Origin of the sequence: Streptomyces sp. NPDC046557 (genome assembly GCF_040645975.1) — a bacterium.
Lineage (GTDB): Bacteria > Actinomycetota > Actinomycetes > Streptomycetales > Streptomycetaceae > Streptomyces.
The window spans coordinates 35,308-61,660 of record NZ_JBEYZH010000030.1; the positions used below are offsets into that span (position 1 = coordinate 35,308).

Below are 26,353 nucleotides of genomic sequence, written 5' to 3' on the forward strand. Positions count from 1 at the left end.
GGTCAGCGGTGTCGCCGGCGCAGGAGCACGAAGGTGGCGAGGGTCGCGGCGGTGGCGAGGGTCAGCAGGATCGTGCTCTCGACCAGTTGCAGCGGCCAGAAGTGGGACTCGGGGTGGTAGAGGGGCGCGCTTGCGTCGGCCGCGGCGGAGACGTCCCAGATGCCCTCGGCGCGCGGGTGTCCGTCGAGGGCGGGCCAGAGCCGGGGGCGGAGCAGAACGAGGGTCGCCTCAACGGCCCCGACCGCGGTCACGGCGGAGGCCATGGCGGGCACCGTGCGTCCGGTCAGCAGGCCGGCCAGGGCGCCGACGGCGATGCCGAGAAGGGCGTAGCCCATCGCGACCGGCCCGATCATCCGGTAGACGGGGAGGTCGTCCCACGGCACCGGGTACCAGGTGTCCAGCGATCCCCGCCGGATCCAGGCTGCCAGGAGTACGAACGCGGGCAGGACGAGGAGTACGGCGGCGACCGGCACCGCCAGCTTCGCGGCGAGCCAGCGGGCCGGACTGACCGACTGGGTCCACTGGAGTCGGTAGGTGCCGGACTCGAACTCGCGCCCGATCAACGGGCCTGCGACGAACGCGGCGAGGAACAAGGGCAGTACCCCCACGGCGATCCCGATGTAGCTGAACATCTTGTTGACGTACAGGCTGCGGGAGAGGAATCCGCGGACTTGGATCCCGCAGCCGTGCACCGTGTTCTCCACCTTGCAGCCGGTCGCCGCGAGGTCCGCGGTCAGTGACTGGACGTACCAGCGGCCGGCGGGCAGGGCGATGGCGGCGAGCAGCACGAGGGCGAAGGCGGCCCACAGCACGTGGCGGTGCAGGCCGATATTGACCCTAAGGGGTCCACGAAGATCGAGGAGGGTCATGCCACTGCCTCCATGGCCGGGGTGAGCAGGGCCGGAACGTGCGGGGCACCCAGGTAGGCGAGCAGCAGTTCCTCCAAGGTGGGTTCGACGGCCTGCCGGCCGTCGCCCTCGATGTCGCCGTCGCCGTCGCCGTGACCGTCGGTGCTCGATGGTCCTTGCGGACGGATCAGGGCGGTGAGTTGGCGCCCGGTGGAGCGCGCCGTGATCACCGTGTGGGGGGTCAGGTCGCGGGTCGGGCCGGAGACCAGGGTGTGGGCTCGCAGGAGGTCGTCGACCGAGCCGCCGAGCCGGACCCGTCCGCCGTCGATCAGGAGCACGTGATCGCAGGCGTCCTCCAGCTCGGAGAGGATGTGCGAGGACATCAGGACGGTGGTGCCGTGTTCGGCGGCCGTCGCCAATACGCTCCCCAACAGTTGGCGGCGGGCGAGCGGGTCCACATCGGAGAGCGCCTCGTCCAGGAGCAGCAGCGTGGGCCGCTTGCCGAGAGCCAGGGCCAGGGCCAGTCGGGAGCGCCCGCCGCCGGACAGGGCGCGGACGCGCATGGCCGGGTCCAGGCCGCCGGCCTCCACCACCTTGCCCGCGGCGGTCGCATCCCAGCGGCCGGGATTCAGATCGGCGCCCATCCGCAGGGTTTCGGCGACGGTAAGTTGGGGGTAGAGCGGCTTGTCCTGGGCGACGTAGGCGATGGCCTCGCGAGGTGGGGTCGTCAGGGTGCCCTCGGTGGGCTTCAGCACGCCCGCGGCCAAGGCCAGAAGGGTGGACTTGCCGGCCCCGTTGCGGCCGACCAGGGCGCATATGCGGCCGGCGGGGAGTCGGAAGGAACAGTCCTTCAGAGCCCATCCACCACGGCGGAACCTCCGTCCGAGGCCGTGCGCTTCGATGGCTGCCGTCATTGTTCGTCCCCCTGGTTCGGTTCGCTGTCGGATTCGCTCAGTACGGAGGTGAACAGTGCGGTGATGTCGTCCTGCTCCAGGCCCGCCCGCCTGGCCCGTGCCAGCCACTGGGCGAGCTCGGTGCGCAGCGCGCCGTCTGCCGCCCTGCCGTCGCCCAGCGTCCGGCGGACGAAGGTACCCAGCCCCCGGCGGCCCTCCACCAAGCCTTCGCGTTCGAGTTCTCGGTAGGCCTTGAGCACGGTGTTGGGGTTGATGGCCAGGGCCTCGACCACCTCGCGGGCCGTGGGCAGCCGGTCGCCCGGCTCCAACAGGCCTAGGCGAAGCGCCTGTTTGGTCTGCTGCACGATCTGGAGATAGGTGGCCACACCACTGCGCCGGTCGATGCGGTACTCGATCACACCGTTCATCCTCCTTTCACTAAGGAAGTAGTGAAAGGGTGGCGTGCCGGAGTCTCGGTGTCAAGGGGCGCGGTGTTCGGTGGGGCGGTGGCGCGGTGGGCCAGGTCGGCGCCGTACGCGGTCGGGCCGCCGTTGCGCATCACCTCGCGCGTGATCGTCGAGGTCGGGCGGTCCAGGCGGCTGGCGATCTACGCGTAGCCGAGGCCGTCGGCCAGTCCCGGCGCGATCTGCCGGCGTTCCTGCCGTGAGTCTGCCTCCCGGCATCGCGGTCTCCTTCGTGTCCGTGGTGCGCCGGCATAGCGTTCGCCTCCAGGCCATTGCAATGATCGCCGAAGCCGTTGTTGCGTTACGTTCGAGAACATTGCAATGAAATCCATAGCTTTATCTGCATAGACTCCAGATACACGCAACGGTAGCGTTGCTAGATCTGTGAATGCAACGTAGCGTTTCCACCACGAGAAACGGCGGTCCGGGAGGAGCGCACGATGCAGAAGGAGAGCACCATGCCAAAGTTCGACACGCCCGCCCCCGTCTCGGTCGTCCTGGACGTCCCGGCGGGACGCATCCGCTTCGTCGCCGCCGACCGGGCCGACACCTCGGTCGAGGTGCAGCCCGCGGACGCCTCCAAGGGCCGCGACGTGAAGGCCGCGGAACAGACCACGGTCGAGTACGGCGACGGTGTCCTGCGCATCGCGACCTCGAAGGCGAAGAGCCGGCTCGTCGGCGCCACCGGCTCCCTGGAAGTGACGGTCAAGCTGCCCGCCGGCTCGCACATCGAGGGGAAGGCCGCCAGCGCCGAGTTCCGGGGCGTCGGACGGCTCGGCGAGGTCACCTTCGAGGGCGCGCAGGGCTCGGTCGAGCTCGACGAGACCGCGGGCGCCCGACTCGCCCTCCTCGCCGGCGACATCTCGGTCGGTCGCCTGGGCGGCCCCGCCGAGATCAGCACCCGCAAGGGCGACCTCCACATAGCCGAGGCCGTACGCGGCACGGTCACGCTGCGCACCGAGGCCGGCGAGATCTCGGTCGGCGCCGCCCGCGGCGTCTCCGCCTCCCTCGACGCCGGCACCTCCTCCGGCCGGATCCACAACGCCCTGCAGAACACCCGCGGCGCCGCCGAGCTGAACATCCACGCGACCACCTCCCACGGCGACATCACCGCCCGCAGCCTCTGAACCGCAGCCCCTGAAGGAGCACCCCTCATGATCGACCTGGCCATCGCGGCGAACGGGCTGCGCAAGTCCTACGGCGACAAGACCGTCCTGGACGGCGTCGACCTGGCCGTTCCCACGGGCACCGTCTTCGCACTGCTGGGCCCGAACGGCGCGGGCAAGACCACCGCCGTCAAGATCCTCTCCACCCTCACCGGCGCCGACGCCGGCGAGATCCGCGTCGGCGGCCACGACCTCGCCGCCGACCCGCAGGCGGTGCGCGGGGTGATCGGCGTCACCGGGCAGTTCTCCGCCGTCGACGGCCTGATCACCGGCGAGGAGAACATGCTCCTCATGGCGGACCTGCACCACCTCTCCAAGAGCGAGGGCCGGCGGGTCACCGCCGAACTGCTGGAGCGCTTCGACCTCGTCAAGGCCGCGAAGAAGCCCGCCTCCACCTACTCGGGCGGTATGAAGCGACGACTCGACATCGCCATGACCCTGGTCGGCGGCCCGCGGATCATCTTCCTCGACGAGCCGACCACCGGCCTCGACCCGCGCTCCCGCCACAACATGTGGCAGATCATCCGCGAACTCGTCATGGGCGGCGTCACCGTCTTCCTCACCACCCAATACCTGGAGGAGGCCGACGAACTCGCCGACCGGATCGCCGTCCTGAACGACGGCAAGATCGTCGCCGAGGGGAGCGCCGAGGAGCTGAAGCGGCTCGTCCCCGGCGGGCACGTCCGCCTCCGCTTCACCGACCCCGTCGCCTACCGGTCGGCCGCCTCCGCCGTGCCCGAGGCCGGCCGGGACGACGAGGCCCTGTCCCTGCAGATCCCGAGCGGCGGCAGCCAGCGCGAACTGAGCTCCATCCTCGACCGGTTGGACGCGGCCGGCATCGAGGCCGACGAGCTGACCGTGCACACCCCCGACCTCGACGACGTGTTCTTCGCCCTCACCGGCAGCGCCAAGATCCCCCACCAGACCGGCCAGGCCGACAAGTCCAAGGAGACCGTCCGATGAGCTCCCTCTCCCTCGCCGTGCGCGACTCGTCCACGATGCTGCGCCGCAACCTCCTGCACGCCCGGCGCTACCCGTCGCTCACCCTGAACCTGCTGCTCACGCCGATCATGCTGTTGCTGCTGTTCGTCTACATCTTCGGCGACACCATGAGCGCGGGCATCAACGGCGGCGTCCCGGACCGCTCCGCGTACATCGCCTACCTCGTCCCCGGCCTGCTCCTGATGACCATCGGCTCCACCGTGATCGGGACCGCGGTGTCCGTCTCCAACGACATGAGCGAAGGCATCATCGCCCGCTTCCGCACCATGGCCATCCACCGCCCCTCGGTGCTCGTCGGGCACGTCGTCGGCAGCGTCCTGCAGTCGATCATGAGCGTGGTCCTCGTCGGCCTGGTCGCCGTCGCCATCGGCTTCCGCTCCACCGACGCCGGCGTCCTGGAGTGGCTGGCGGCCTTCGGGCTGCTCGTCCTCTTCGCCCTGGCACTGACCTGGATCGCGGTCGGCATGGGCCTGGTCAGTCCCACCGCCGAGGCCGCGAGCAACAACGCGATGCCGCTGATCCTGCTGCCGCTCCTGTCCAGCGCCTTCACCCCCACCGAGTCCATGCCGGGCTGGTTCCAGCCGATCGCCCAGTACCAGCCGTTCACGCCGGCCATCGAGACCCTGCGCGGTCTGCTGCTCGGCACCGAGATCGGCTACAACGGGTGGCTCGCCGTCGCCTGGTGCGTGGCCCTGACGGTACTCGGCTACTTCTGGTCGACCTCGAAGTTCAACAGCGACCCGAAGTAACGACCACGACCCCGCACACGACACCGCACCCAGGTGGGCCGCGAGGCGGACTTGAGTCGGTCACGAGTCCGGGCACCCAAACTGTCGAGCGAGGTGCACAAGGTGGGGAGACGGAAATGGGTGTTCAAGCAGGGCCGTACGTCGCCACCAGGGCGTGGATCGGCCGCGACACCCTCGACGCGCGCCCGGACACGCGCCTGGACGCACACGTGGACGCGCATGTGGACATACCCCCGGACGCGCACCTGAGCGTACCGCCGGCCGCCAACAGCAACGCGTCCGCGCTGCTCTGCTCCAGCCTTTGGGCGTCGTCGACCACGCAGAGCACCGGGCCGGGCTCGGCGAGGCGGGCGAGCAGGGCGAGCAGCGCGCCCCCGATCGTGTACCGGTCGGGGGCGGGCACGGCGGAGCCGTGCAGCACGATCAGCAGCGCCCGCGCCTGCGAGTCGGGCAGCTGCTTCTCGACCGACTCACCGACCCGGCCCAGGAGTTCCAACAGGGCGGGCTTGCCGATGCCCGCCTCGCGGCGCGGGACGAGCGCGCCCCCGCGCCCCTCCCGCGCCGCCTCCCGCGGGAGGCGGTGTGCCCGGGCGCGCTGCTCGTCTCGTCCGAGTACAACGGCACCATCCCCGCCGTGCTGAAGAACGCGATCGACCGGGTGTCCCGCCCGTACGGGACCGGCGCGACCATCGGAAGGCCGGTTGCCGTGATCGGCACCGCCTTCGGTCGCTACGGAGACGTCCGGGCCCAGGGCGAGGCCCGCGAGCCCGTCCGCGTCGCCGGCGGCCTCGTCCTCGAACCGGCCCGGTTGCGCGTGCCCGGATCCCTCACCCGCTTCGCTACCACCCACCCCGCCGACGACACCGAAGTCGTCACCGGGCTCCTCCAAGTGCTCGACCAACTCGCCACCGAAGCGGACACGTAGACCGCGAAGTCCGCGGCTGCCGGTACCGCTCACCCCGTGGCCGGCTCACCGGCCGGAAAGGAACACCGTCATGCTGACCCTGACTCCCCGCGAGGGCGCAGCCCCGTACGTCTTCGGCCCGGCCCCGCACGGCCAGGGCTCCCAGATCTCCCCGATCATGCTGCAGGAGGAACTCTGGGAGAGGATGCGCGCGCTGCCCCACGTCTACATGGCCCCGACGCTGGTCTCGGTCCCGCACGCCCGTGCCCTCTTCCTGCCCGAGGGCATCGGCTCGGGCCCCGCCGAAGCCTTCCAGCGCGGCCGGGAGTGGGGCCACATCCACCCCCACCACGACGGCTCGCTCCACGTCACGCTCCCGAAAGAGGCCGAGGACGACGTGATCGAGGCGGGCTGGGGCGTGCACCACCCGGTCCAGGACGTGACGCTCGTCTACGGGCCCAGGACCGCCGCGGAGTTGGAGACGGTATGGAGCATTGTCCAGGCGTCGTACCGATACGCGATCGGCGCGAAGTGAAGCACCGCGCCGTGTGAGGCCCCGGCCGCGGCGGGGGCGGCTCGAAAGGCCTCCCGCGCGGCGGCCGCCCGGTCGATGTCCGGATGTCCGGCAGAAGACCGCGCCGTCATTGACCGATGACGGTGCGCGCCGCGAACAGCTCGGATCGCCACCCCCCCCCCGGTTCGGTTCCCCCCGGATCAGGCCGACAGCGTCAGGTCCAACCCATGCAGGCGGCACAGGCGCGCCCCGCACCGAGTGGTCGCGGGCCTCGCAGTGGTGGACCGTCGGTCCCGGCCGGGGACCCGATCGGCTCAGCGTGCTCGTGAGCGGTACGGGTCCCCACCGCCGGACTGGTCAGCGCCCGGTGAACGCGCCGGCGTTCTCCTGAGCCCACTGGCGGAAGGTGCGGGCGGGCCGGCCGAGGAGCGTCTCGGTGGTGTCGGCGATGGCGGCGGGACGATGGTCCGCGGCTTTCCACAGGTCGAGCAGCGAGCAGGCCATCGGCGCGGGCAGGTAACCGCCCATCTGCCGCTCGGCCTCGGGGCGGCTGATGTGCTCGACCGGGATCTCACGGCCGAGTGTGTCGGCGAGGACGGCGAGCTGCTCACGGAAGGAGAGTGACTCCGGACCGGTCAGGGTGAGCGAGCGGCCGGTGAGGGCGCCGCCGGTCAGGGCCTCGGCGGCGATGTCGGCGATGTCCTCGGGGTGAATCAGCGCTACGTGCGCGTCAGGGTAGGCGAGTTGGACCGGCATCGACCGGCTGATGGACCCCGCCCAGCCGAAGGAGTTGCTGGCGAAGGCGTCGGGGCGTAGGAACGTGTGGGTGAGGGCGGAGTCGGCCAGGGCCCGCTCGATCTTGAGGCTGTGGCTCGCGAGCGGGTCGTTCTCGGCGTCGGGTCCGAGGACCGAGGACGAGGAGAGCAGGACGACGTGCTCCACGCCCGCGGCTTCGGCGGCCTTGACGAAATCGTGGATGCCGGCGGGCTCGGGGTAGAGGAAGACCTGGCGGACGCCGCTGAGCGCTGGGGCGAAGGTCTCGGGGCGGTCAAGGGCGAGTTCGGCGGTCTCGACACCGGCCGGGACGGTCAGTTCGGCGGGGTGGCCGCTGGCTGCGCGGACGGCGAGGCCGGCGGAGTGCAGGCGGGCGATGACCGCCTGGCCGACCTTGCCGCGGGCGCCGGTGATGAGGATGGTCACGAGATCTCCATTCGTCTGGTGTTGGGTATGTACGCTTCCATGCATGTAATTTCGTATTGAAAGCCCGGTTTCCCGCAAGGGCCTGAACCGCACCCTGGTTCTCCGGATCGTCCTGGAGGCGGAGCGGCCCGTCGGATGGCCCCCTTGTCCGCCTCGGGTGCTGTGGCAGCCTTGAGCGGACTCCTTGCGTGGTGTGGTGACGGGACGGGACGTGGCCGGCCGCGTGGCCCGGCGGGTATGAACGGCCAGAGGCGGGCATGGGGGCGCGCGAGAGCGCCGGCGTGGCGGCATCGCCGCCCGTCCGGGGTCCGGTTTCGAGGATGCGGTGTGAGCGCACCGGGGGCGACGTGACTTCGCCGGGTCACCGCGCGTTCGACGGGGCTCCTGCCGGCCGGGGCATGACTCGGCCGCCGCGGAAAGCGTGCCAAGGATCGTCCGTGGCGGTCAGCCGGTCCGCCGGATGCTGTGGGATCAGGCCGGTACGGGCGCGGAGCACGACGCGGGCCCCCCGTCCGAGCAGGCGGGGCAGTTCGCGTTCGCGGACGAAGAAGTGGCCGCCCGGCAAGGTGCGCTGGACGGTGCGGGCGGTGGTCCAGCGCGACCATCCGGCCAGGGTGGCGGCGCTCGCGAGCCGGTCCTCGGCGCCATTGACGGCGAGCAGCGGCACCGTGACCCGGCCGGCGGCCGCGCCGCGAAGGGCCAGGGCGAGGCGCAGGTCGTCCCGGAGCACGGGCAGCACGCAGCGGTGCCAGAGGTCCCCGGGCTCCGCTCCGGGCGGCGCGGCGCCGAATCCGTCGAGCACCCGCAGGAGTTCCGCGTCGGGCAGCTCGGCGCAGCTCGCCAGGACGGCCGGGGTGTCGGGTGGCGGGCAGGCGCCGATGGCGAGCAGTGCGGGCCCTGGCAGCCCGGCCTCTTGGAGCGCATGCGCGACGGTGTAGGCGACGGCTCCGCCGAGGCTGTGGCCGTACAGCACGTACGGCACCTCGGGTGCGTCCGCCACCTGCTCGAACAGTGGTCGCAGGTCGGCGAGCAGAGCCTCGCGGGTGGTCACCCGGGGCTCCCCGCGTCGTCGGTCGCGCCCGGGCAACGGCCAGGAGACGGTCTCTGCCCCTCCCCCGGTGTACCGGTTCCAGCGCCGGAACGCGGACGCCCCGGCCCCCGCGTGTGCGAAGCAGTGCAGTCGTACCTTCATGGGCCGCCACCTCTCTGTTGTCACATCTCGTCCCGAGCCTCTCGGAGTCTGCTGGGGGTCGACTCAAGACGGGCTCCGACCGCGGTGCGGTGGCCGGGCAGGGCGGCGGTGAGGTGGCCGGCGCGGCTGTGGCGGCTCCGCCCGCTACGCCGCGTACAGGTCGAGGTCGACTCGCGGCGCGGGCTCGCCACCGTGTCCAGCGCCGGGTCCGCCCTCAGCATCGCTCGCGCACCATTCGACCGCTGTACGGGCGCCCGCGTCACGACCGCGGGTGCCGAGCGGCGCACGCTGCCGGCCGCCCTGGTGGTGGGTGCCTGTCAGATGCTGTCGGTCGAGCGGCTCATCGACGAGCTGTGGGGCGACCGGCCGCCGGCGGCCGCCGCCAACGCGCTTGAGCCCCACATGGCGCGGGTGTGCCGACTACTGCCGGTCGGCCCTCGTGCTGTGGCGCGGACCTTCGTCCGCCGGGAGCGGTCGCGGCCCGACCCGGTAGACCTTCCCGGTCACTGCACCGGCTGCGGCCGACCACCCTGGAGACGTTGCACGATGCGGCGCTGCGCAGGGGCCGGCACGGCGAGAGGGCCACGCAGCCGGAGCGGCTGACGGCGGCGCGCCCGCTGCGCGAGCGGTTCTACGACCGGCTGATGCCGACCTTGTACCGGGGACGAACGAGATCGGTCGGATGCGGGACGTGTCGAAAAGCCGGGCCGGAACAGGAATCGCTCGTTCGGCTTTTCGACGTTCTGGCCCCTACCACTCCGGCCGGCCTTGACCACGGGCGGCGGTAACCGGACCCGGTGAACACGCAGAAGGCCCTTGGAGGAACTCCAAGGGCCGACGTGTACGGGCCCGGAAAAGGCCGTCTGATTCGTCGGCCGGCGGCCGAACCGGTCATGCCTGGGTCGGCGCGCCGGCGTTCGCCTCGTCTATCAGGACCGCCAGCAGCGCGGCGATCTCGGTGACCGAGTTCTCGCGCAGCAGGTGGGTCGTGCGGACCGGGATCCGCAACGCGCTCTCCAGCTTGCGTTGCAGCGCAAGGGCCGTGATCGAGTCGACTCCCTGGCTGTAGAGGGGACGCGTCCGGTTGATCCGATGGGCGGGCGGCACGTCCAGTGTGCTCTGGAGCTTCTGGCAGAGGTAGGTCTCCAGCGCACGGAGGCGGGCGTCGCCGTCCCCGTTCGTCGAGGAGAGCAGTTCGGGCATGTCGGGGAGGGTCCCCGCCCGGTCCGTCAGGGGTTGGTCCAACGTGTTCGCAGACTTCGCTGGCACAGTCTCATCCCTTCATCGGGTGTGCGGTTGGTCCTCGGGACGGGGGCGGGGCTGGGACCGGCGCAGCGCACGCGGTTCGGGTCCCGGCCGCGGCCCGTCGCCCGCCGACCATTTGAGGTTGAACTTCCAAGAACGCAGCCGCCAGCCGTCGAGGGTGCGCACCGCCTCGCCTTCCGAGTACCCGCCGATGTCGAACCGGCCGCCCGGGTCGGGGCCGTCGTGGAGGTGCACGTGTGAGGCGATCAGGTGCACGCGCAGGATTGCCACGTCACCCTTGAGGTTGATGCCGTAGTTGGCGGCCAGGTGGTGCGTACGGTCGAACTTGGCCTTCTTCTCGAAGTGGAAGTGGGCCAGCCCGTCCAGTCCTTCGAATCGGCCGACGGGGAACTCCAGCCGGCAGTCCTCGGTGAAGACCGACCGGGTCCAGGCGTCGTCGAACCCGTAGTCGTCCTGCGTGTCGAGCAGCGTGACGTAGCGGTCGACGAGCTCGACGATCTCGGCTCGGTCGGTCAGCACACGCAACTGCGCGCGCAGGTCGGCGACCTCCTCGTCGGTCACAGTCATCCGTACTCTTCCTCCGGTTCCGGTGGGGCTCCGCCGCGGATGCGGGAGCAGGGCTCGGGGTGTCGCTGGAGTGGTCAGGCGGCCCGGCCGCCGGAGAGCTGCCAGCCGCGCGGATCGCGGTGGGCCGTGCCCCGGTGGTCGACGCGGGGGCGCCAGCCCGCCGCGGGCCTGCCTTCCTGAAGTCCGGGGCCGGCTCCGGCGAGGGCCGCGGCGCGGGCGAGCAGCACGGTGGTGAGGGCGGCGACGTCCAGGGCGGTGGCCTTCCCCTTCACGACGCGGATGACCAGCGCCGTGTCCTCGGAGGTCGGCGTGAACGCGTCGGCGGTCGGCCCGGACGCCGTGCGCACGTCCGCGGGACGGACGGTGGCCCCGCTCACTGGGGCGGGTTCCCGTGCTTGCGGCACACCATGTCGGCGTGCTTGTTGCGCAGCATCGCCAGGGACCGGATCAGCACGTGCCGGGAGTCGCGGGGGTCGATGACGTCGTCGACGAGTCCGCGCTCGGCCGCGTAATAGGGGTGCATCAGCTCGGCCTGGTACTCCTTGATCTTTTGCTGGCGCACCGCCTCGGGGTCCTCGGCCGCGTTGATCTCACGGCGGAAGATGACGTTCGCCGCGCCCTCCGCGCCCATCACCGCGATCTCGTTCGACGGCCAGGCCAGTGCCAGGTCCGTGCCGATGGAGCGGGAATCCATGACGATGTACGCGCCGCCGTATGCCTTGCGGAGCACGAGTGAGATCCGCGGCACCGTTGCGTTGCAGTACGCGTAGAGCAGCTTGGCGCCACGCCGGATGATGCCGTTGTGCTCCTGTTCCACGCCCGGCAGGAATCCGGGGACGTCGATCAGGGTCACCAGCGGGATGTTGAAGGCGTCGCAGAACTGGACGAATCGCGCGGCCTTCTCGCTCGCGTCGATGTCGAGTACACCGGCGAAGGACGCGGGCTGGTTGGCGACGATGCCCACGACCTCGCCGTCGAGGCGGGACAGCGCGCAGACGATGTTGGTCGCCCAGGCCGGGTGGATCTCGAAGAACTCGCCGTCGTCGACGATCTCCTCGATGACCCCGCGGATGTCGTAGACCCGGCTCGGGTCGTCCGGCACCAGTTCGAGCAGCCGGTCGGTGCGCCGGTCGGCCGCGTCGCCGCTCTTGGCGGACGGCGGCAGCTCGCGGTTGTTCGCGGGCAGCATCGAGAGCAGGAAGCGGACGTCCTCCAAGCAGCTGTACACGTCGTCATACGCGAAGTGCGCGACGCCCGAGGTGGCCGCGTGGACGTCGGCGCCGCCGAGCCCGTTCTGGGTGATCTCCTCACCGGTCACCGCGCGGACCACATCGGGGCCGGTGATGAACATCTGCGAGATCTCGCGGACCATGAACACGAAGTCGGTCAGGGCCGGGGAGTACGCGGCGCCGCCGGCGCAGGGGCCGAGCATGACCGAGATCTGCGGGATGACGCCCGACGCCTTGGTGTTGCGCTGGAAGATGCCGCCGTAACCGGCGAGGGCGGAGACGCCCTCCTGGATGCGGGCGCCCGCGCCGTCGTTCAGGGAGACCAGCGGGGCACCGGCCGCGATGGCCATGTCCATGATCTTGTGGATCTTCGTGGCGTGGGCCTCGCCCAGGGCGCCGCCGAAGATCCGGAAGTCGTGCGCGTAGACGAAGACCGTGCGGCCCTCGACCGTGCCCCAACCGGTGATCACACCGTCACTGTAGGGTCTCTTGTCCTCCAGGCCGAAGCCGCTCGCCCGGTGCCGGCGCAGCGACTCGACCTCGTTGAAGGAGCCCTCGTCGAGCAGCAGCGCGATGCGCTCGTGCGCGGTCAGCTTGCCCTTTGCGTGCTGGCGCTCGGTCGCCTTCGGGTCGGGCCCCCGGCGGGCCTCCTCCTTGATCAGGCTGAGTTCTTCGAGCCGTTCGCGCGAGGTCCAGTGCCCCCGGTGCTCACGCTCGGAGAGTTCGGACCATGCCTGGGTCTTCGTCTTCTCGTCAGTCGACATAATTGGGTCACGCTCCCGAATCAAGTTCCTTGGGTCGTTCTGTCACCGGCGCCGATGTCCACGATGCCGCCGACGTAGAGGGCCTCGGCGGGCAGCCAGCGCACGGTGACCTCCTCGGGGACGCCCCCGCGGATCGCTACGGCGGCGTTGTGACGCGGTCCCGCGTGGAGGTCCAAGAGGGTCCATCCGGCGGGCCTGCGCCGCGGGTCGGCGCCGAGGTAGTCCTTTTCCGGGCCGCGGGACAGGCCCGTGCCCAGTGCCTTGAGGTACGCCTCCTTGCGGGTCCAGATCCGGCCGAACGCCGCGCGCCGCCCCTCCACGTCGAGGTTCTCCAGCTCCTCGCGCTCCCCGGGGTGCAGCGCCGGGGTGCAGACGTCGACGGTCTCGTCCCGCGGTAGCCGTTCCACGTCGATCCCGGCCACGGCCGAGGACACCGCGACGGCGGCCATGCCGTGGCTGTGCGCGAGCGAGAAGTGCAGCGGCGGGTCGGGATGGGCGACGGCGGGCCGGCCGTGCGGCTCGGCGCACCCCGGGCAGGGCTCGCGGACGAAGGGAACGTCCTGCGGGGCGGTCCCCAGGTAGGCTCCGAGCAGCCGCCGGAGCCCGATGTGCGCGGACGCGTACGTGATCCCGTCGCTGGGGCGTACGAAGGAGGCGGCGCGCTCGCGCTCCGCGTCGCTGAGTTCGCCCGTCTCCAGCAGCTCCGCGGCCTCGTCGAGGCGTGGCCTGCGCAGCATCCAGATGTCGAGCCGGCCGTCGGCCGGCAGTGTTCCCGAGCCGGACTCGGGGACACTGCGCACCAGCACGTCGGCCGTCACACCGCGCTCGCCACGCCGTGGGCCGCCGCGTGCGCGACAGCCGCGTGGTCATGCTTGTGCGGGCTGTCCTCGGGCCCGAGCTGCCCCGCCAGGCATTCGACGAGCTCGGCGGCGCTGTTGGCCCGCAGCAGCCGCTGGAGGTTCACGTCGACCTGGAGGGCGGCCTCCATCCGACTCTGGAGTTCCAGGCCGTTGATCGAGCCGATGCCGAGACTGTTCATCGGACGGCCCACGGTGTCGATGGTGTGCGGTGGCACGCGCAGCACGCGCGCGAGCTCCTGACGGACGTATTCGTCGATCATTCTGGTACGGGTTTCCAGGTCGCCGGCGGCGAGGGCGGCCAGGGTCGGCGGGACCACCTCGCGCACCGGGTAGTCCTGCTCGAACTCGACATCGAAATCGAAGTCGTCGAAGGCGTCGAAGTCGTCGACGCTCCAAATTTTCTGGGTCTGATCCATGGTCATGATCTGTCCTCGGGAAGAGGGTGGAGGGGGCCAACGAGTCAGCGGCGCCGCGCCGGCACCCCGGTGAGGCCGACGAGCAGCCCGAGGGCGCCGATCCCGGCCACCAGGACCAGCGCGGGCCGGCACGCCGCGAGGGACTCGGCGGCCGAGGCCCCGGGGGCCGCTTCGCAGCCGGCGAGCAGGGCAGCGACCAGCGACAGCACCAGGGCCGCGCCCATCTGGACGGCGGTCTGGTAGAGGCCGGTGGCTGCCCCGCGTTCGGCGGGCGGTAGCTGCGAGGTCGCCTGCATGTTGAGCGCGGCGAAGGACAGCACGAAGCCGGCCCCCACCAGCAGCAGCGTGGGCAGCAGACTCTCCGCGTAGCCGACCGGCCAGGTCTGACGCAGTTGCAGCAGGTAGCCGGCCAGGGGCAGGACCGCGCCGGCCGCGATCAGCCGGGGCGCGCCGTAGCGCGCGACGATCCGCCCGGACAGCAGCGCGGTCACCATGAGCGGCGCCGCGGCCGGTACGAAGGCGAGCGCCGCGCGCAGCGGCGACCAGCCCGCGAGGGTCTGGAGCTGGTAGGTGGCGACGAACAGCAGCCCCAGGTACGAGCCGTTGAGGGCGGCGGCGCCGAGCGCCGAGCGCACCATCGCGGCACTGCGGAACGCCTCGAACCGCACCAGCGGATCCGCGGTGCGGCGTTCGACCACGACGAACAACGCGAGCAACGCTGCGGCGACGCACAGCAGCCCCGAGGAACGCGGATCGGCCCATCCGTGCACCGGCACCGAGACGATGCCCTGCACCAAGGCGAGCAGCCCACCCAGGAAGGTGGCCGCGCCTGCCAGGTCGTAGCGGCGGTGGGCGGCCCGGCCCGGCAGCGGCGCGTCGGGTTCCGGGCCGGGGATCAAGCGCAGCCCGAGCAGGAACAGGACGAGCACCACCGGGGCCGGGAAGGCGAAGGTGAGCCGCCAGCTGAATCCGGTGAGCCAGCCGGACAGCAGGAGGCCCGCGGTGAAACCGCTGGCCCCGAAGAGGGTGTAGACGGACAGCGCCCGGTCGCGGGGCGGCCCTTCGGGGAAAGTGGTGGAGATGATGGCGAGCCCGGTGGGCGCGGTCAGTGCCGCGCAGAAGCCCTTCACCAGCCGGGTCCCGAGGAGCAGCCCGGGGTCCTCGGCCAGTGCGCCGGTCAGGGATGCCGCGGCGAACCCGAGGAGGGCGGCGAGATAGACCCGGCGCCGCCCCAACAGTGCGACGATGCGGGCGCCGAACAGCATGAGCCCACCGAAGCCGACGGCGAAGCCGGTCATCGTCCACTGCACGGTGACCAGCGGCAGCGAGAGGTCCGTGGCGATCGAGGGTAGGGCCACGACCGCCACGGACACTTCGAGGGCGTCGATGAGCATGTTGCCCGCGAGGACGAACAGCAGCCCCCACAGCCGGAGGCTCCACCGCTCGACGGGCACCGGGGCGACGGTCTGCGGCGGGCGGAATGAGCTCTTCACGGTGCTGCGCTCCAGCTCGTGGGGGTTGTCGTACGGGGCCTCGTGCTCCGCGGGGGGCGAGCCCGCGGCGGGTGGCGCGCCGGCGGGCGGCAGTCAGCCGAGCAGCGTGCCCCCGCTCGCGTCGACGAACGAGCCGGTCACCCAGCGCGCGTCGTCGGAGGCGAGGAAGGCGATGACGTCGGCGACGTCCTGCGGCTCACCGATCCGGTTGAAGGTCGACAGGCCCGACATGGCCTCGACGGCCTCCGGGATGTCGAACAGCGGGTTGCCGTTGCGGGTGATACCCGGCGCCACCGAGTTGATGGTGATGTTCCGGGGGCCGAGGTACTTCGCGTAGTGCAGCGCGAGCATCTCGACCGCGCCCTTCGTCATGGCGTACGCGATCTCGTCCGGGTTGGCGAAGCGGGTCAGCCCGGAGGAGATGTTGATGATCCGGCCGCCGTCGGGAATGTTCGTGAGCGCCCGCTGGATGATGAAGAACGGGGCCTTGGCGTTGACCGCGACAAGGCGGTCGAACTGCTCTGGGGTGGTGTCCTCGGGCTTGACCCCGCCCATCACACCCGCGTTGTTGACGAGGATGTTCAGCTCGGTGGAGCCGGTGCGTTCCTTGAGGCCCCGCTCCAGCCCGAGGAACAGCTCGTGCACGTCGCCCGGTACGCCCAGTTCGGCCTGGACGGCGAAGGCACGTCCGCCCTCCCGCTCGATCCCGGCGACGACCTCGGCCGCTGCGTCCGCGCCGGTCGCGTAGTGGACGGCGACGAGCGCGCCCTCGCGTGCCAGCCGTTCGGCGGTGGCCCGCCCCATACCCCGGCTCGCGCCCGTGACGAGCGCCGTCTTGCCGGTCAGGTTCCCCATGTTCCTTCTCCTGCCGTTGTGTTGGTCGTACGAGTGGTGCGGCGCGGTGCGCGCGGTGGCGCGCGCGGTACTGCTCCCGGCCGTGCGGGACGGCCCGACGGACCCGTCCCGCCGGGCCCGCTCGCTCTGCGCGTCGGTGACGAAGAGGCGGCCGAGTTCGGCTGCCAGGCCCCGCGCCGAGCCGCCGGCCCAGGCGACGTAGCCGTCGGGCCGGACCAGCAGGGCAGCGACGCCCGACAGCGGGCCGTCCGTCGGGGCCGTGGCGGTGACGGTGTCCAGCGTGCGCTCCCACGGGGCGGCGGCCTCGGCCAGTTCCTCCCGTAGCGCGCCGTCGCCGGTCAGGACGAGCAGCACGCCGCGCGCTGCGCGCAGCAGCGCGAGGGTGCTGACGGGGCGGGGCCCCTCACCGGCGGCGGTGGACCGCGCGGGCCGCTCCGGGAGCAGTTCCGCGTGCGGGAGCCGCGCACCGGCCAGTGGGTGCCGGTCGGGCTCCGGGCCGGCGGCGGTATCCGCGAGCGGGTGGCCGGTGCCGGCGGCCGTGGCCGTGGCGGCGTAGCGGATATCGAGACCGCTGATCATGCCCGCCAGGTGGGTGCGTACGTTCTCGTGGGCGATCAGCTCGCCCATGACCGCCCGCAGTGACTCCGTCTCGGGGCCGCCCAGCAGGAGCCGGGCCTGCGCCCGGATGTTGGACAGGACCCGGCGGCCGACACGGTGGCGTTCGTGGTGGTAGGAGTCGAGGAGGCCGCCGGGCGAGCGCCCGGTGGCGGCGGCCGCGAGTTTCCAGCCGAGGTTGGCCGCGTCCTGCAGACCCAGGTTCAGGGCCTGTCCGCCGATCGGCATCTGCTGGTGCGCCGCGTCCCCGGCGAGCAGCACCCGCCTGTCGCGGTAGCGCACGGCCTGCCGGGAGGCGTCGCCGAAGGCGTTGACCCACAGCGGGGTGCCGCCGGAGATGTCCTCACCGGTGACGTGGCGCCATGCCTTGGTGACGTCCGCGAAGTCAGCGGCTCCGGCGCGCGGCGGACGGCCGATCTGGTGGACCATCACCCGGGTGACGCCGTCGCCGCGACGGGCGGCGATGGCCAGCCCGCCTGGTAGCCGCTCGAAGCGGCGGTTCCTGATCTCGATGCCGTCGATGTCGGCCCGGATCAGCTCCCGTTCGGCGGGGTCGCCCGGGAAGTCGAATCCGCCGAGGCGCCGTACGGCGGACTGCTCGCCGTCGCAGCCGACTGCGTAGCGGGCGGTGACCCGGACCGGCCCGGCGGGGCCCACCGCCTCGACCTCGACGTGGTAGGGGTGCTGGCTGATGCCGGTGACCTCGTGCCCGCGGCGCAGCTCGGCGCCCAGGGCCAGGGCCCGGGCGCCCAGCAGCTCCTCGGTGCGAGCCTGCGGCACCTTCCACTGCCCCGGGTAGGGACTGGGCAGGCTCAGGTCCAGGGGTACGCCGCCGAAGTGCCCCATGGGCTCGTGCGGCGGCGTACCGAGCTCCCCGAGTAGCCCGCGCTGGTCGAGGAGTTCCATGGTGCGGGCGTGGAGGGTGGAGGCGCGGGACTCCGTGGTGGGGGCGTCCCGCTGCTCCAGGACGATGACGTCGGCGCCGCCGAGCCTCAGCTCGACGGCGAGCATCAGCCCCACCGGTCCGGCGCCGACCACGATGACATGGGTGTCCACGGCGGGTGCGGCGGGCACGGGGTCAGCGCCTCGCTTCGGCGTAGCTCTTGGCGTAGCCCAGCGTCGCCCGGCTGTTGGTGCTCAGGGCCGTCCGTACGTACTCGCGGGCCTCGGCGACGCCTGCCTCGGCGCCGAGGATCTTCTCGATGTTCTCGGCCCGCAGCACAACGGTGTGTTGGGAGGACGCGGCAACACCGGTGTCGGTCTCGCGGAAGGTCCAGTAGCCGGTGTGCAGGTTCATCAGCGCGGGCAGCGTGGTTTGCTTGTAAGCGATCTTCTCGCCTTCCAGGCAGACCCGGTACGACTTCGTGGTGTGCACGGAGCCGTCCTTGGCGCGGGTGTCCATCTCCAGGGTCTGGAGTCCGGGCACGTCCTCGGTGAGGCGGACGACCGCGACGTGCGGCAGCCGTTCCGACCACAGGCCGGCCTCGTTGATGAAGTCGTAGACGTCCTTGGCGGATCCGTCTATCTCCACGGTGTCCTCGAAGGAGAAGGTGAGCTCCTCGGAGGCGGTGGCGAGTTCGACGTTGGTCTTGAGGGCGGCCAGCTCGGAGCGCGAGTTGCGGTCGACGGCCTCCTCGATCCACCGCAGGCCCGCGGGGTCGTCGTCGACGGCTGTGTAGTCGTGCAGCAGCCGGATCCGGGACTCGCTCTCGCTGATCGACTCGATGATCCAGGTGCCGCCCATGGTGGCCACCGGCGGGGTGGAGACCTGCTGGCGGAAGGTGATCCGAAGGCCCTCGGGGTCCAGGACGCGGCGGGAGGTCCAGTTCTTGGCCTCGCCGTTGGCCGTGGCCCAGATCCGGATGAGCTCCTCGTCGCCCGTGCGCTCCAGGTGGTCGACGTAGATGGTCGGCGGGAAGATGCGCGGCCAGTTCGCCACGTCGGCGATCAGTCGGTAGACGGCAGCGGCGGGGGCCGAGACCGTGATCTCGTGCTCCACCTGGCGCGGGCCGGACTCAGACATGCTCGTGACTCCTTGGGGTCTCAGGGGTGATCAGAAGTTGCCGAGGCCGCCGCAGACGTTGAGCGCCTGTGCGGTGATGGAGGCGGCGGTGTCGGAGGCGAGGTAGCCGACCAGGCCGGCGACCTCTTCCGGGGTGGAGTAGCGGCCGAGCGGGATCTTGGAGGTGAATTTCTGCATGATCGCGTCCTCGGAGGTGTCGTACGCCGCCGCGTAGCCGGCCCGCACGCGCTGGGCCATCGGCGTCTCGACGTATCCGGGGCAGACCGCGTTGACGGTGATCCCGGTCGGGGCCAGCTCGTTGCCCAGGGCCTTGGTGAAGCCGACGACGCCGTGCTTGGAGGCGGAGTACGGGGCGCCGAGGACGACACCCTGCTTACCGGCGGTGGAGGCGATGTTGATGATCCGGCCGCGTTCCTTGTGGCGCATCCCACCGGTGGTGAGGGCGGCGCGGGTGAGGCGGAAGACGCTGTTGAGGTTCGTCTCGATGACGTCGTTCCACAGGTCGTCCTCGATGTCGGCCGTGACCCCGCCGCCGCTGCGGCCCGCGTTGTTCACCAGGACGTCGACCGTGCCGAACCGGTCCACGGCGGCCCGGACGAACGACTCGACCGCTTCCGGGTCCCGCACGTCGAGGATGGTGCCGTCGACTTCCAGGCCCTCCTCCCGCAGCTGCTTGACGGTGGCGGCGACGTTCTCGGCGTCACGGGCGCCGATGAACACCCGGTGGCCCTGACCGGCCAGCAGTCGTGCCACCGCGAGGCCGATTCCGCTGGTGGCCCCGGATACGAGGGCGACCCGCTGGTCGTTGTTCGACATGTGTACTACTCCCCTTGGCTGAGCGACATGGGACGGACCTGCCGACGTGTACCGGCCGCCGGGCGCGGAGGTCTCCGCGGCCGACGGCCGGAGGTCGTGCGGGCTCGGGTTCCTGTGTGGTGAGAGGTGTTGCGAGGCTCTGGTGCTGCCTGTTTCGAGGGAATCAGGCCGCGACCGGGGCGACGGGCGCGAGGTACTCGTTGACCGCCGCGACCAGGGCGCGGGGCGTCTTGGCCTCGCTCATCACGGAGTCGTCGAGCGTGATGGCGTACTCGCGCTCGATCCGGCCGCAGGTCTCCAGCAGGGCCAGCGACTCGTAACCGAGCTCTTCGAACTCGGTGTCGAGGATGTCGCCGTTCAGGTCGACGTTCTCGTCGGCGCCGGCGCCTTCGAGCAGGATCCGCTTGAGGTCCTCAAGTGTGAAGTGCTGGGTAGCCACGTGTCGGGCCTTTCTCTCGGTGTCTCGTGATGGACCGCCCGCACGGGTGCGCGCGGGCGAAACGCCCGCCACCGCGGACCCGGCGGGAGAGCGGGGGGCGGGGCGGCAGGCGCCGTCTGAGGTGCCGGATCGCCGGCCGCTAGCCGTGGGCGCGGACGACCACGGCGGAGTTGAATCCGGCGTGGCCGCGGGCGAGCACCAGGGCGGTGCGGACATCGGCGACCCGCGCCTGGCCGGTGACCAGGTCGAGGTCGTAGCCCGGGTCCGGCTCGACGTTGGTGGTCGGCGGGATCAGGCCGTCCTCGATGGCGAGGAGCGCGGTGGCGACGTCCAGCGGCGCGGCGCCGGAGTACAGGCGACCGGTCATCGTCTTGGGCGCGGTGACCGGGACGCCGTGCGGGCCGAACACGTCGGTGAGCGCTGCGGCCTCGATGCGGTCGAGTTCCGGCACCGCGGCGGCGTCGGCGAAGACGACGTCGATGTCGCCCGCCTCGACGTCCGCGTCGGCGAGGGCGATCTCGATCGCCTTGCGCAGGCCGGGGCCGCGGCTGCTGCCGGGGGCCGGATCGAAGGTGGAGCCGTAGCCGGCGATCTCCCCGTACACCTTGGCGCCTCGGCGGCGGGCCGCGTCGGCGTCCTCCAGGATCAGCATCGCGCCCCCCTCGCCGGGGACGTGACCGGCCGCGTCGGTGTCGAAGGGCAGGTACGCGCGGTCCGCGTCCTCGACGGTGGAGAGCCGACCGCCGGCGAGCTGGGCGACCCATCCCCAGGTGCAGATCGAAGCGTCGATGCTGCCGGAGACGATGAGCGGGGTGCCCTTGCGGATCTGGCGCCGGGCGTGGGCGAGGGCGTCGAGGCCGCCCGCCTGGTCGCTGACCAGGACGCCGCTGGGTCCCTTCATGCCGTTGCGGATGGAGATCTGGCCGCTGTTGACGGCGTAGAACCACGCGAACGACTGGTAGGCGCTGACGAACTGGCTGCCCTGGCTCCACAGCTTCTGCAGCTCGCCCTGGCCGAACTCGAAGCCGCCGGAGGAGCTGGCGGTGACCACGCCCATGTCGTACTCGGGCAGCTCGGCGGGCGTGATGCCGGCGTCCTCCAGCGCCCAGTCGGTGGCGACCAGCGCGAGGCGGGTCATGTGGTCGGTCTGGGTCATCAGCCGGCTGGGCAGGTGCTCGGATGCGTTGAAACCGGGTACCTCACCGGCCAGTCGGGCCGGGTACCGGCTGGGATCGAAGCGGGTGATGCGGCCGAGGCCGCTCTTGCCGACCCGGGTCGCCGCCCAGTAGTCCTCGGTGCCGAGCCCGTTCGGGGCGGCGATGCCCAGTCCGGTCACGACCACCTTCTGTGTCGTGCTCATGCCAATCCTCTCTCCGGTCGGGCGAGCACCATCGCGCTTTGGAACCCGCCGAAACCACTGCCGACCGTGAGAACCGCGTCCGTCTTCCACTCACGCGCCGTCAGCGGCACGTAGTCGAGGTCGCACTCGGGGTCGGGGGTGTGCAGATTCGCCGTCGGAGGCACGACGTTGTTCTCCATGGCCAGCACGGACGCCGCGATCTCGATCGAGCCGATCGCGCCCAGCGAGTGCCCCACCATCGACTTGATGGAGGAGACCGGGGTCCGGTACGCGTGGTCGCCCAGGCTCTTCTTGAAGGCCGCCGTCTCGTGCCGGTCGTTCTGCTTGGTGCCCGAGCCGTGCGCGTTGATGTAGTCGATGCTTTCGGCGTTCAGCCGGGCCTCGCCCATCGCCACCGAGATGGCCTCGGCCATCTCCAGGCCGTCGGGGCGCAGGCCCGTCATGTGGAAGGCGTTGCACCGCGAGGCGTAGCCCGCGATCTCCGCGTAGATGTGCGCGCCGCGCTTCTTCGCGCTTTCCAACTCCTCCAGCACGAACACGGCGGAACCCTCGCCCAGTACGAAGCCGTTGCGGGTCCCGTCGAACGGCCGCGAGGCGTGCTCGGGGTCGTCGTTGCGCGGGGTCGTGGCCTTGATGGCGTCGAAGCAGGCGAGCGTGATCGGGGAGATCGGCGCGTCCGAGGCACCCGCGACCATCACGTCGGCGGAGCCCTCGCGGATCAGCTCGACCGCGTGGCCGACCGAGTCCAGACCCGAGGTGCAGCCGGTGGAGACCACCGTCGAGGGACCTTCGGCACCCACCGCCCAGGCGACCTCGGCCGCGAACGAACTGGGCACGAGGTAGTTGTAGAGGTGGGGGACCGCGTACTCGTGGTCGACGAGTTTTAGCCTGCCGCCGTCGCTGACCACCCGGTATTCCTCGTCGAGGCCCATGGTCGCGCCGACCGCGCTGCCGATCGTGACGCCCGTCCGGTACGGGTCGAGCCCGCTCAGGTCGAGACCGCTGTCCGCGACCGCCTCACGGGCGGTGACGACGGCCAACTGGGCGGCCCGGTCCATCCGGCGGATCTCCTGCGGGCTCAGGCCGTGCGCTTCGGGATCGAAGTCGATCTCGGCCGCGACCCGGGAGCGGAACGAGGAGGGGTCGAAGAAGGTGATCCCCCGGGTCGCCGTGCGCCCCTCGCTGAGCAGGCTCCAGAAGTTCTTGGCACCGACGCCGCCGGGTGCGGTGACCCCGACGCCCGTGATGACCACGCGCCTGGCGCTCATGCGCGGCCGTCCCAGTCGTAGAAGCGGGTGGCGAGCGCGTCGGCGGGAGAGCGCCAGGTCGCCGGGTCGTACGCCTCGATGAACGGCTTGAGGTCCTCGCTGATCCGCTGGAAGCGCGGGTCCGACTTGGCGCCCTCGATCAGCTCACCGCCGTTGTCGGTGTCGAAGTCCTGGAGGTGGAAGTAGAGGCCGCGGTAGGCGAAGAGCTGGCGGCGCCGGGTGCCCATCAGGTGTGGCATCTCGGTCTCGTCGAACTCCTTGAACAGCCGGGCCACCTCACTTTGGTTGCCCGAAGCCATTCTGGCGACGATCAACGAGCTGTGCATGTTCGTGTCTCCTTCAGCGGTACGCAGGCTTGCCTGGGGAAGTCTTGACGCAAGGGGGCCAAGGTCGCGGGAGACTTTGGCGAAACGTTTCAGCGTGCGGGGCCGAACCAACGCTCCAGAGCCATCGGAAGGTCGGCGTAGCTACCGGGCGCGGCCCAGGCCACGTAACCGTCGGGGCGGACGAGTACGGCGGTGGTGCCCTCCAGAGGGCTGCCCGCGGGCAGGTCGGCCACGGCGGCCGTGATGACGTCGACCCGGTCCTGCCAGGGCGTGGCGCGGCGGCGCAGCCCGGCGTTGTCGGTCAGGTCGAGCAGGACACCACGGGCGCGCTGGAGCGCGTCCGTGCTGCTGCGCACCAGCTTGTCGCCGGTCAGCCTCACGTCCGGCAACCGCCGGCCGAGCAGCGGGTGGGAGCCGCCGTCGATGTCGTAGCGGATCTCCAGACCGCTCACCATGGCGGCGAAGTGGCGGCTGACCTCCGGGTAGGCGATGAGCTCGTTCAGCACGTCGCGCAGCGGCTGCACCTCGGCGCCGGACAGGAACAGCAAACCCTGGGCCTGCGTGTTCATCATCAGCCGCCGGCCGACCGGGTGCCGCTCGGCGTGGTAGGTGTCGAGCAGCGCCTCGGGGGCCCGACCGCAGACCACCGCGCCGAGCTTCCAGCCGAGGTTGACCGCGTCCTGGATGCTGGTGTTCATGCCCTGGCCGCCGGCCGGCAGGTGGATGTGGGCGGAGTCGCCCGCGAGCATGACCCGGCCGCGCCGGTACTCGGTGACCAGACGGGTGGCGTCTCCGAAGGAGGAGACCCATACCGGCTCGGCGTGCGAGATGTCGTCACCGGTCAGCCGCTGCCAGGCGTCAGCGACCTCCTGCCAGGTCGGCGGGGTCTCGCGGCGCTGCGGCGGGGTGCCGCGCTCGCAGACGATGAGCCGGGTGACGCCGCCGGGAAGCGGGCCGACCATGACCATGCCGCCGGGCAGCGTCTCACCGATCATCCGCGGTGCGAGGGTGATGCCCTTGACGTCCGCGAGGAACATCTCCAGCGTCGAGGCGGTGCCGGGGAAGTCGAAGCCGGCCGCCTTGCGGATGGTGGAGCGGCCCCCGTCACAGCCCACCAGGTAGTCGGCGCGCAGGGTGTGCACCCCCGACGGCCCACGGACCTCGACCTCGACGCAGTCCTCCTTCTCGGTCAGGGACAGCACCTCGCAGCTGCGCCTGATGTCGGCGCCCAGCTGCGTGGCCCACTCCTCCAACACCGTCTCGGTGGCGGACTGGGGGATCGTCTTGGCGGCCTGGTGGGCCCCGTCGAGGATGGCGAAGTCGACCGGCAGACCCCCGAAGTGGCCCACGTTGCTGACCTCGATGTCCCCGAACCGGGGCAGCAGGCCCCGCTGGTCGAAGATCTCCATGGTCCGTGCGGTGAAACCGAGGCCGCGCGACTCACCAGTGCGCGCCGCCAGTTTCTCCAAGACGATGACGTCGGCCCCCGCGAGCCGCAGTTCACCGGCGAGCATCATGCCTGCCGGCCCTGCGCCCACGACGATCACTTGTGCGTCCATGTCTCTCCTCGCATGCGAAACCCGCCCTTCAGGCGGGGAAGGACGGGTCTTTTGCAGGGTGGGGCGGTGGCGCCGCCCCACCGAATGATCACCGGTAGAACTGGACGATCCCACGGTTCGCCGTGTGGGCGGCGGCCGCGTAGCGGGGGTCCGGTGCGATCGTGTGGTGGCGTACGGCTACTTCGGCGAGTTTGATGGCGTGCTCGTCACCGATCGCGGCGGCCGCGGCGAACACCTCGTCGACCGGGGGCGCGAGGAATTCGGTCCCGCCGGCCCCGTCGCCGGGGGCACCGAACCAGCCGAGCATGGCCCGGCTGACGTCACGTGCGACAAGGTACGAGGGCCAGCGCTGCGACTCGGGCAGGTGCTCGATGACGAGCCGGACCGCGGCCGGGCCGGTGACCGCGTGAATCAGCGGGATCGGGTGTCGCTGGGCAACGGTCGCGTAGATGCCGGAGTACTCGGCGACCAGGTCGTCCAGCGCCCGCGCGGCGCGGGCCGGCTCGTCCCCAAGCGTGTGCGGGTCGGCCGGGGGCGAGTCCTCACCGGCCGTGGCCTTGCCCGCGTGGCCCGAGAACCGCGAGGCCCAGTAGCCGAGTCCTTGGGCGAGTTCGTCGAGCTGGAGCCGGTTCTCGTTCCCCGCCCCGACCACGGCGCGCACCGCGTGCGCGGTGCGGATCACGCCGTGGGTGAGGACTCCCGACATACCCGGCAGCAGCCGCGGCCACCATCGGGCCAGAACCTCGGTCCAGGCGTCATCGGCGAGTTCGCGCTCGAACATCCCGGTCCAGTCGGCCACTCGGCTGAAGTCGCCGAGCGCCGCCTGCCAGTCGTGCCGGTCGGTGGGGTCGATCGTCCAGCGGGCCTCGGGCACGTCGTGGTACGTGCGCACCCGCAGGTTCGACTCGACCCAACCCGGTACCTCGTCGGCGTACCCCATGGCGGCCAGGGCCTCGGCTGCCATCGGCGCGTGGTTGACGAAGGAGGTCCCGTGCTCGAACCCCACCCCCCGTAACCGCTGGAGCGCCTCGCTCATCGCATCGCTGTAGGTCAGTGCTGCCAACGTGCATCAGTCCTTGATCTCGCAGATGGTGGCTCCGGAGGAAAGCGCCACCCCGACCACCGCGGCCAGGTCCTTGACCATCCCGGAGCGGTGCGCGTTGAGCGGCTGCTCCATTTTCATGGCCTCCAGGACGACCACCAAGTCTCCTTTTTCGACGAACTGGCCTTCTTCCACGGCCACCTTCACCACGGTCCCCTGCATCGGGGAGGCGAGGACGTCGCCGGAGGCGGCCGGTCCGGACCGGCCCGATGAGCGTCTGCGCGACGTCCCTCCGGTGAGCGACACGGTCCGGCCGGTTGCCTGCGGGACGCCGAAGGCGGCCGGGAGGGTCACCTCCAGGCGCTGGCCGCCGACCTCGACCACCACCCGCTCGCGGGCGCCCTCGTCGGCGGCGTCCTCACCTGTGACCGTGAAGGCCGGGATCTCGTTGACGAACTCGGTCTCGATCCAGCGGGTGTGGATCGTGAACGGGGTCCCGTCGGTCGGGGCGAACGCCGGGTCG

At 71.3% G+C, this 26,353-nt stretch carries 28 protein-coding genes and 2 pseudogenes; 6 read left to right on the forward strand and 24 right to left on the reverse strand.

The annotated features are described in order from the left end of the window. Positions 1–2: 2 nt before the first annotated feature. The 4 genes and pseudogenes from ABZ934_RS30210 to ABZ934_RS30225 all read right to left on the reverse strand — a co-directional run. Entirely contained in the window at positions 3–869 is an 867-nt protein-coding gene (locus tag ABZ934_RS30210) for a hypothetical protein (protein WP_361319190.1), read from the reverse strand. Then, positions 866–1,762, reverse strand: coding sequence for an ABC transporter ATP-binding protein (locus ABZ934_RS30215; protein WP_361319192.1), 897 nt, complete (start codon positions 1,760–1,762; stop codon positions 866–868). Before ABZ934_RS30215 ends, ABZ934_RS30210 begins: the two co-directional genes overlap by 4 nt. Further along, the gene (locus ABZ934_RS30220; RefSeq protein ID WP_361319194.1) at positions 1,759–2,169 is read right to left on the reverse strand and encodes a GntR family transcriptional regulator; all 411 of its coding nucleotides are present in this window, start codon (positions 2,167–2,169) and stop codon (positions 1,759–1,761) included. The genes ABZ934_RS30215 and ABZ934_RS30220 overlap by 4 nt, the downstream gene beginning before the upstream one ends. Positions 2,170–2,246: 77 nt before the next feature. After that, positions 2,247–2,424 (reverse strand): annotated as a pseudogene (locus tag ABZ934_RS30225) (helix-turn-helix domain-containing protein); the annotation flags it as partial. Between the two features lie 239 nt (positions 2,425–2,663). On the opposite strand from ABZ934_RS30225, the gene ABZ934_RS30230 reads away from it, so the two are divergent. The 3 genes from ABZ934_RS30230 to ABZ934_RS30240 are packed head-to-tail and all read left to right on the forward strand — an operon-like array spanning position 2,664 to position 5,122. Beyond that, positions 2,664–3,332 (forward strand): DUF4097 family beta strand repeat-containing protein, encoded by a 669-nt coding sequence (locus ABZ934_RS30230; protein WP_361319196.1) that lies wholly within the window; start codon positions 2,664–2,666, stop codon positions 3,330–3,332. A 27-nt stretch (positions 3,333–3,359) separates the two neighbouring features. Beyond that, positions 3,360–4,334: an ATP-binding cassette domain-containing protein gene (locus ABZ934_RS30235; protein WP_361319198.1), complete on the forward strand. Its 975-nt coding sequence runs from the start codon at positions 3,360–3,362 to the stop codon at positions 4,332–4,334. Then, entirely contained in the window at positions 4,331–5,122 is a 792-nt protein-coding gene (locus tag ABZ934_RS30240; protein ID WP_361319200.1) for an ABC transporter permease, read from the forward strand. The genes ABZ934_RS30235 and ABZ934_RS30240 overlap by 4 nt, the downstream gene beginning before the upstream one ends. A gap of 124 nt (positions 5,123–5,246) precedes the next feature. Here ABZ934_RS30240 and ABZ934_RS30245 read toward each other — a convergent pair whose 3' ends face one another. Then, positions 5,247–5,618, reverse strand: a complete 372-nt coding sequence (locus tag ABZ934_RS30245; RefSeq protein WP_361319202.1) for a hypothetical protein — start codon at positions 5,616–5,618, stop codon at positions 5,247–5,249. A 99-nt stretch (positions 5,619–5,717) separates the two neighbouring features. Here ABZ934_RS30245 and ABZ934_RS30250 point away from each other — a divergent pair. Next, positions 5,718–6,047 (forward strand): annotated as a pseudogene (locus tag ABZ934_RS30250) (NAD(P)H-dependent oxidoreductase); the annotation flags it as partial. Positions 6,048–6,117: 70 nt separating this feature from the next. Next, entirely contained in the window at positions 6,118–6,561 is a 444-nt protein-coding gene (locus ABZ934_RS30255; protein WP_361319204.1) for a luciferase family protein, read from the forward strand. A gap of 336 nt (positions 6,562–6,897) precedes the next feature. Here the strand turns inward: ABZ934_RS30255 and ABZ934_RS30260 are convergent, their stop codons facing one another. Continuing rightward, a complete protein-coding gene (locus tag ABZ934_RS30260) occupies positions 6,898–7,740 on the reverse strand; it encodes an NAD(P)H-binding protein (protein ID WP_361319206.1) in 843 nt (280 codons plus the stop codon). A gap of 361 nt (positions 7,741–8,101) precedes the next feature. Then, the gene (locus ABZ934_RS30265) at positions 8,102–8,932 is read right to left on the reverse strand and encodes a thioesterase domain-containing protein (protein ID WP_361319208.1); all 831 of its coding nucleotides are present in this window, start codon (positions 8,930–8,932) and stop codon (positions 8,102–8,104) included. A gap of 413 nt (positions 8,933–9,345) precedes the next feature. Here ABZ934_RS30265 and ABZ934_RS30270 point away from each other — a divergent pair, with 413 nt between their 5' ends. Beyond that, positions 9,346–9,720, forward strand: coding sequence for a BTAD domain-containing putative transcriptional regulator (locus ABZ934_RS30270; protein ID WP_361319210.1), 375 nt, complete (start codon positions 9,346–9,348; stop codon positions 9,718–9,720). Between the two features lie 103 nt (positions 9,721–9,823). On the opposite strand, the gene ABZ934_RS30275 is transcribed toward ABZ934_RS30270, so the two are convergent. From ABZ934_RS30275 to ABZ934_RS30355, 17 genes are all read right to left on the reverse strand, one after another. Then, complete coding sequence (locus ABZ934_RS30275; protein ID WP_361319212.1) at positions 9,824–10,201, reverse strand: acyl carrier protein; 378 nt, start codon at positions 10,199–10,201, stop codon at positions 9,824–9,826. A 12-nt stretch (positions 10,202–10,213) separates the two neighbouring features. Beyond that, entirely contained in the window at positions 10,214–10,765 is a 552-nt protein-coding gene (locus ABZ934_RS30280) for a nuclear transport factor 2 family protein (protein WP_361319214.1), read from the reverse strand. A 74-nt stretch (positions 10,766–10,839) separates the two neighbouring features. Beyond that, positions 10,840–11,142, reverse strand: coding sequence for an acyl-CoA carboxylase epsilon subunit (locus ABZ934_RS30285; RefSeq protein WP_361319216.1), 303 nt, complete (start codon positions 11,140–11,142; stop codon positions 10,840–10,842). Continuing rightward, complete coding sequence (locus ABZ934_RS30290) at positions 11,139–12,758, reverse strand: acyl-CoA carboxylase subunit beta (protein WP_361319218.1); 1,620 nt, start codon at positions 12,756–12,758, stop codon at positions 11,139–11,141. Before ABZ934_RS30290 ends, ABZ934_RS30285 begins: the two co-directional genes overlap by 4 nt. A gap of 20 nt (positions 12,759–12,778) precedes the next feature. Next, positions 12,779–13,576, reverse strand: coding sequence for a 4'-phosphopantetheinyl transferase superfamily protein (locus ABZ934_RS30295; protein ID WP_361319220.1), 798 nt, complete (start codon positions 13,574–13,576; stop codon positions 12,779–12,781). Next, the gene (locus ABZ934_RS30300) at positions 13,573–14,040 is read right to left on the reverse strand and encodes an acyl carrier protein (protein ID WP_361319222.1); all 468 of its coding nucleotides are present in this window, start codon (positions 14,038–14,040) and stop codon (positions 13,573–13,575) included. The genes ABZ934_RS30295 and ABZ934_RS30300 overlap by 4 nt, the downstream gene beginning before the upstream one ends. Before the next feature lie 38 nt (positions 14,041–14,078). Next, positions 14,079–15,527 (reverse strand): MFS transporter, encoded by a 1,449-nt coding sequence (locus ABZ934_RS30305; RefSeq protein WP_361319224.1) that lies wholly within the window; start codon positions 15,525–15,527, stop codon positions 14,079–14,081. Between the two features lie 93 nt (positions 15,528–15,620). Next, entirely contained in the window at positions 15,621–18,071 is a 2,451-nt protein-coding gene (locus ABZ934_RS30310) for an SDR family oxidoreductase (protein ID WP_361319226.1), read from the reverse strand. 4 nt (positions 18,072–18,075) lie between these two features. Further along, a complete protein-coding gene (locus ABZ934_RS30315) occupies positions 18,076–19,020 on the reverse strand; it encodes an aromatase/cyclase (protein ID WP_361319228.1) in 945 nt (314 codons plus the stop codon). 30 nt (positions 19,021–19,050) lie between these two features. Further along, positions 19,051–19,836, reverse strand: a complete 786-nt coding sequence (gene fabG, locus ABZ934_RS30320; protein ID WP_361319230.1) for a 3-oxoacyl-ACP reductase FabG — start codon at positions 19,834–19,836, stop codon at positions 19,051–19,053. A 163-nt stretch (positions 19,837–19,999) separates the two neighbouring features. Continuing rightward, the gene (locus ABZ934_RS30325; RefSeq protein WP_361319232.1) at positions 20,000–20,275 is read right to left on the reverse strand and encodes an acyl carrier protein; all 276 of its coding nucleotides are present in this window, start codon (positions 20,273–20,275) and stop codon (positions 20,000–20,002) included. A 139-nt stretch (positions 20,276–20,414) separates the two neighbouring features. Continuing rightward, on the reverse strand, positions 20,415–21,635 hold the full coding sequence (locus ABZ934_RS30330; RefSeq protein ID WP_361319234.1) for a ketosynthase chain-length factor: 1,221 nt from the start codon (positions 21,633–21,635) through the stop codon (positions 20,415–20,417). After that, a complete protein-coding gene (locus tag ABZ934_RS30335) occupies positions 21,632–22,903 on the reverse strand; it encodes a beta-ketoacyl-[acyl-carrier-protein] synthase family protein (protein ID WP_361319236.1) in 1,272 nt (423 codons plus the stop codon). The genes ABZ934_RS30330 and ABZ934_RS30335 overlap by 4 nt, the downstream gene beginning before the upstream one ends. Then, positions 22,900–23,229: a TcmI family type II polyketide cyclase gene (locus tag ABZ934_RS30340; protein ID WP_136215368.1), complete on the reverse strand. Its 330-nt coding sequence runs from the start codon at positions 23,227–23,229 to the stop codon at positions 22,900–22,902. Before ABZ934_RS30340 ends, ABZ934_RS30335 begins: the two co-directional genes overlap by 4 nt. An 89-nt stretch (positions 23,230–23,318) precedes the next feature. Further along, positions 23,319–24,788, reverse strand: coding sequence for an FAD-dependent monooxygenase (locus ABZ934_RS30345; RefSeq protein WP_361319238.1), 1,470 nt, complete (start codon positions 24,786–24,788; stop codon positions 23,319–23,321). Positions 24,789–24,876: 88 nt separating this feature from the next. Further along, positions 24,877–25,851 carry a hypothetical protein gene (locus ABZ934_RS30350; protein WP_361319240.1) on the reverse strand — a complete coding sequence of 325 codons (975 nt, stop codon included), beginning with the start codon at positions 25,849–25,851 and terminating at the stop codon, positions 24,877–24,879. Between the two features lie 6 nt (positions 25,852–25,857). Next, positions 25,858–26,353, reverse strand: a 496-nt coding sequence (locus ABZ934_RS30355) for a biotin/lipoyl-containing protein (RefSeq protein ID WP_361319242.1), incomplete at its 5' end; no start/stop codon positions are given.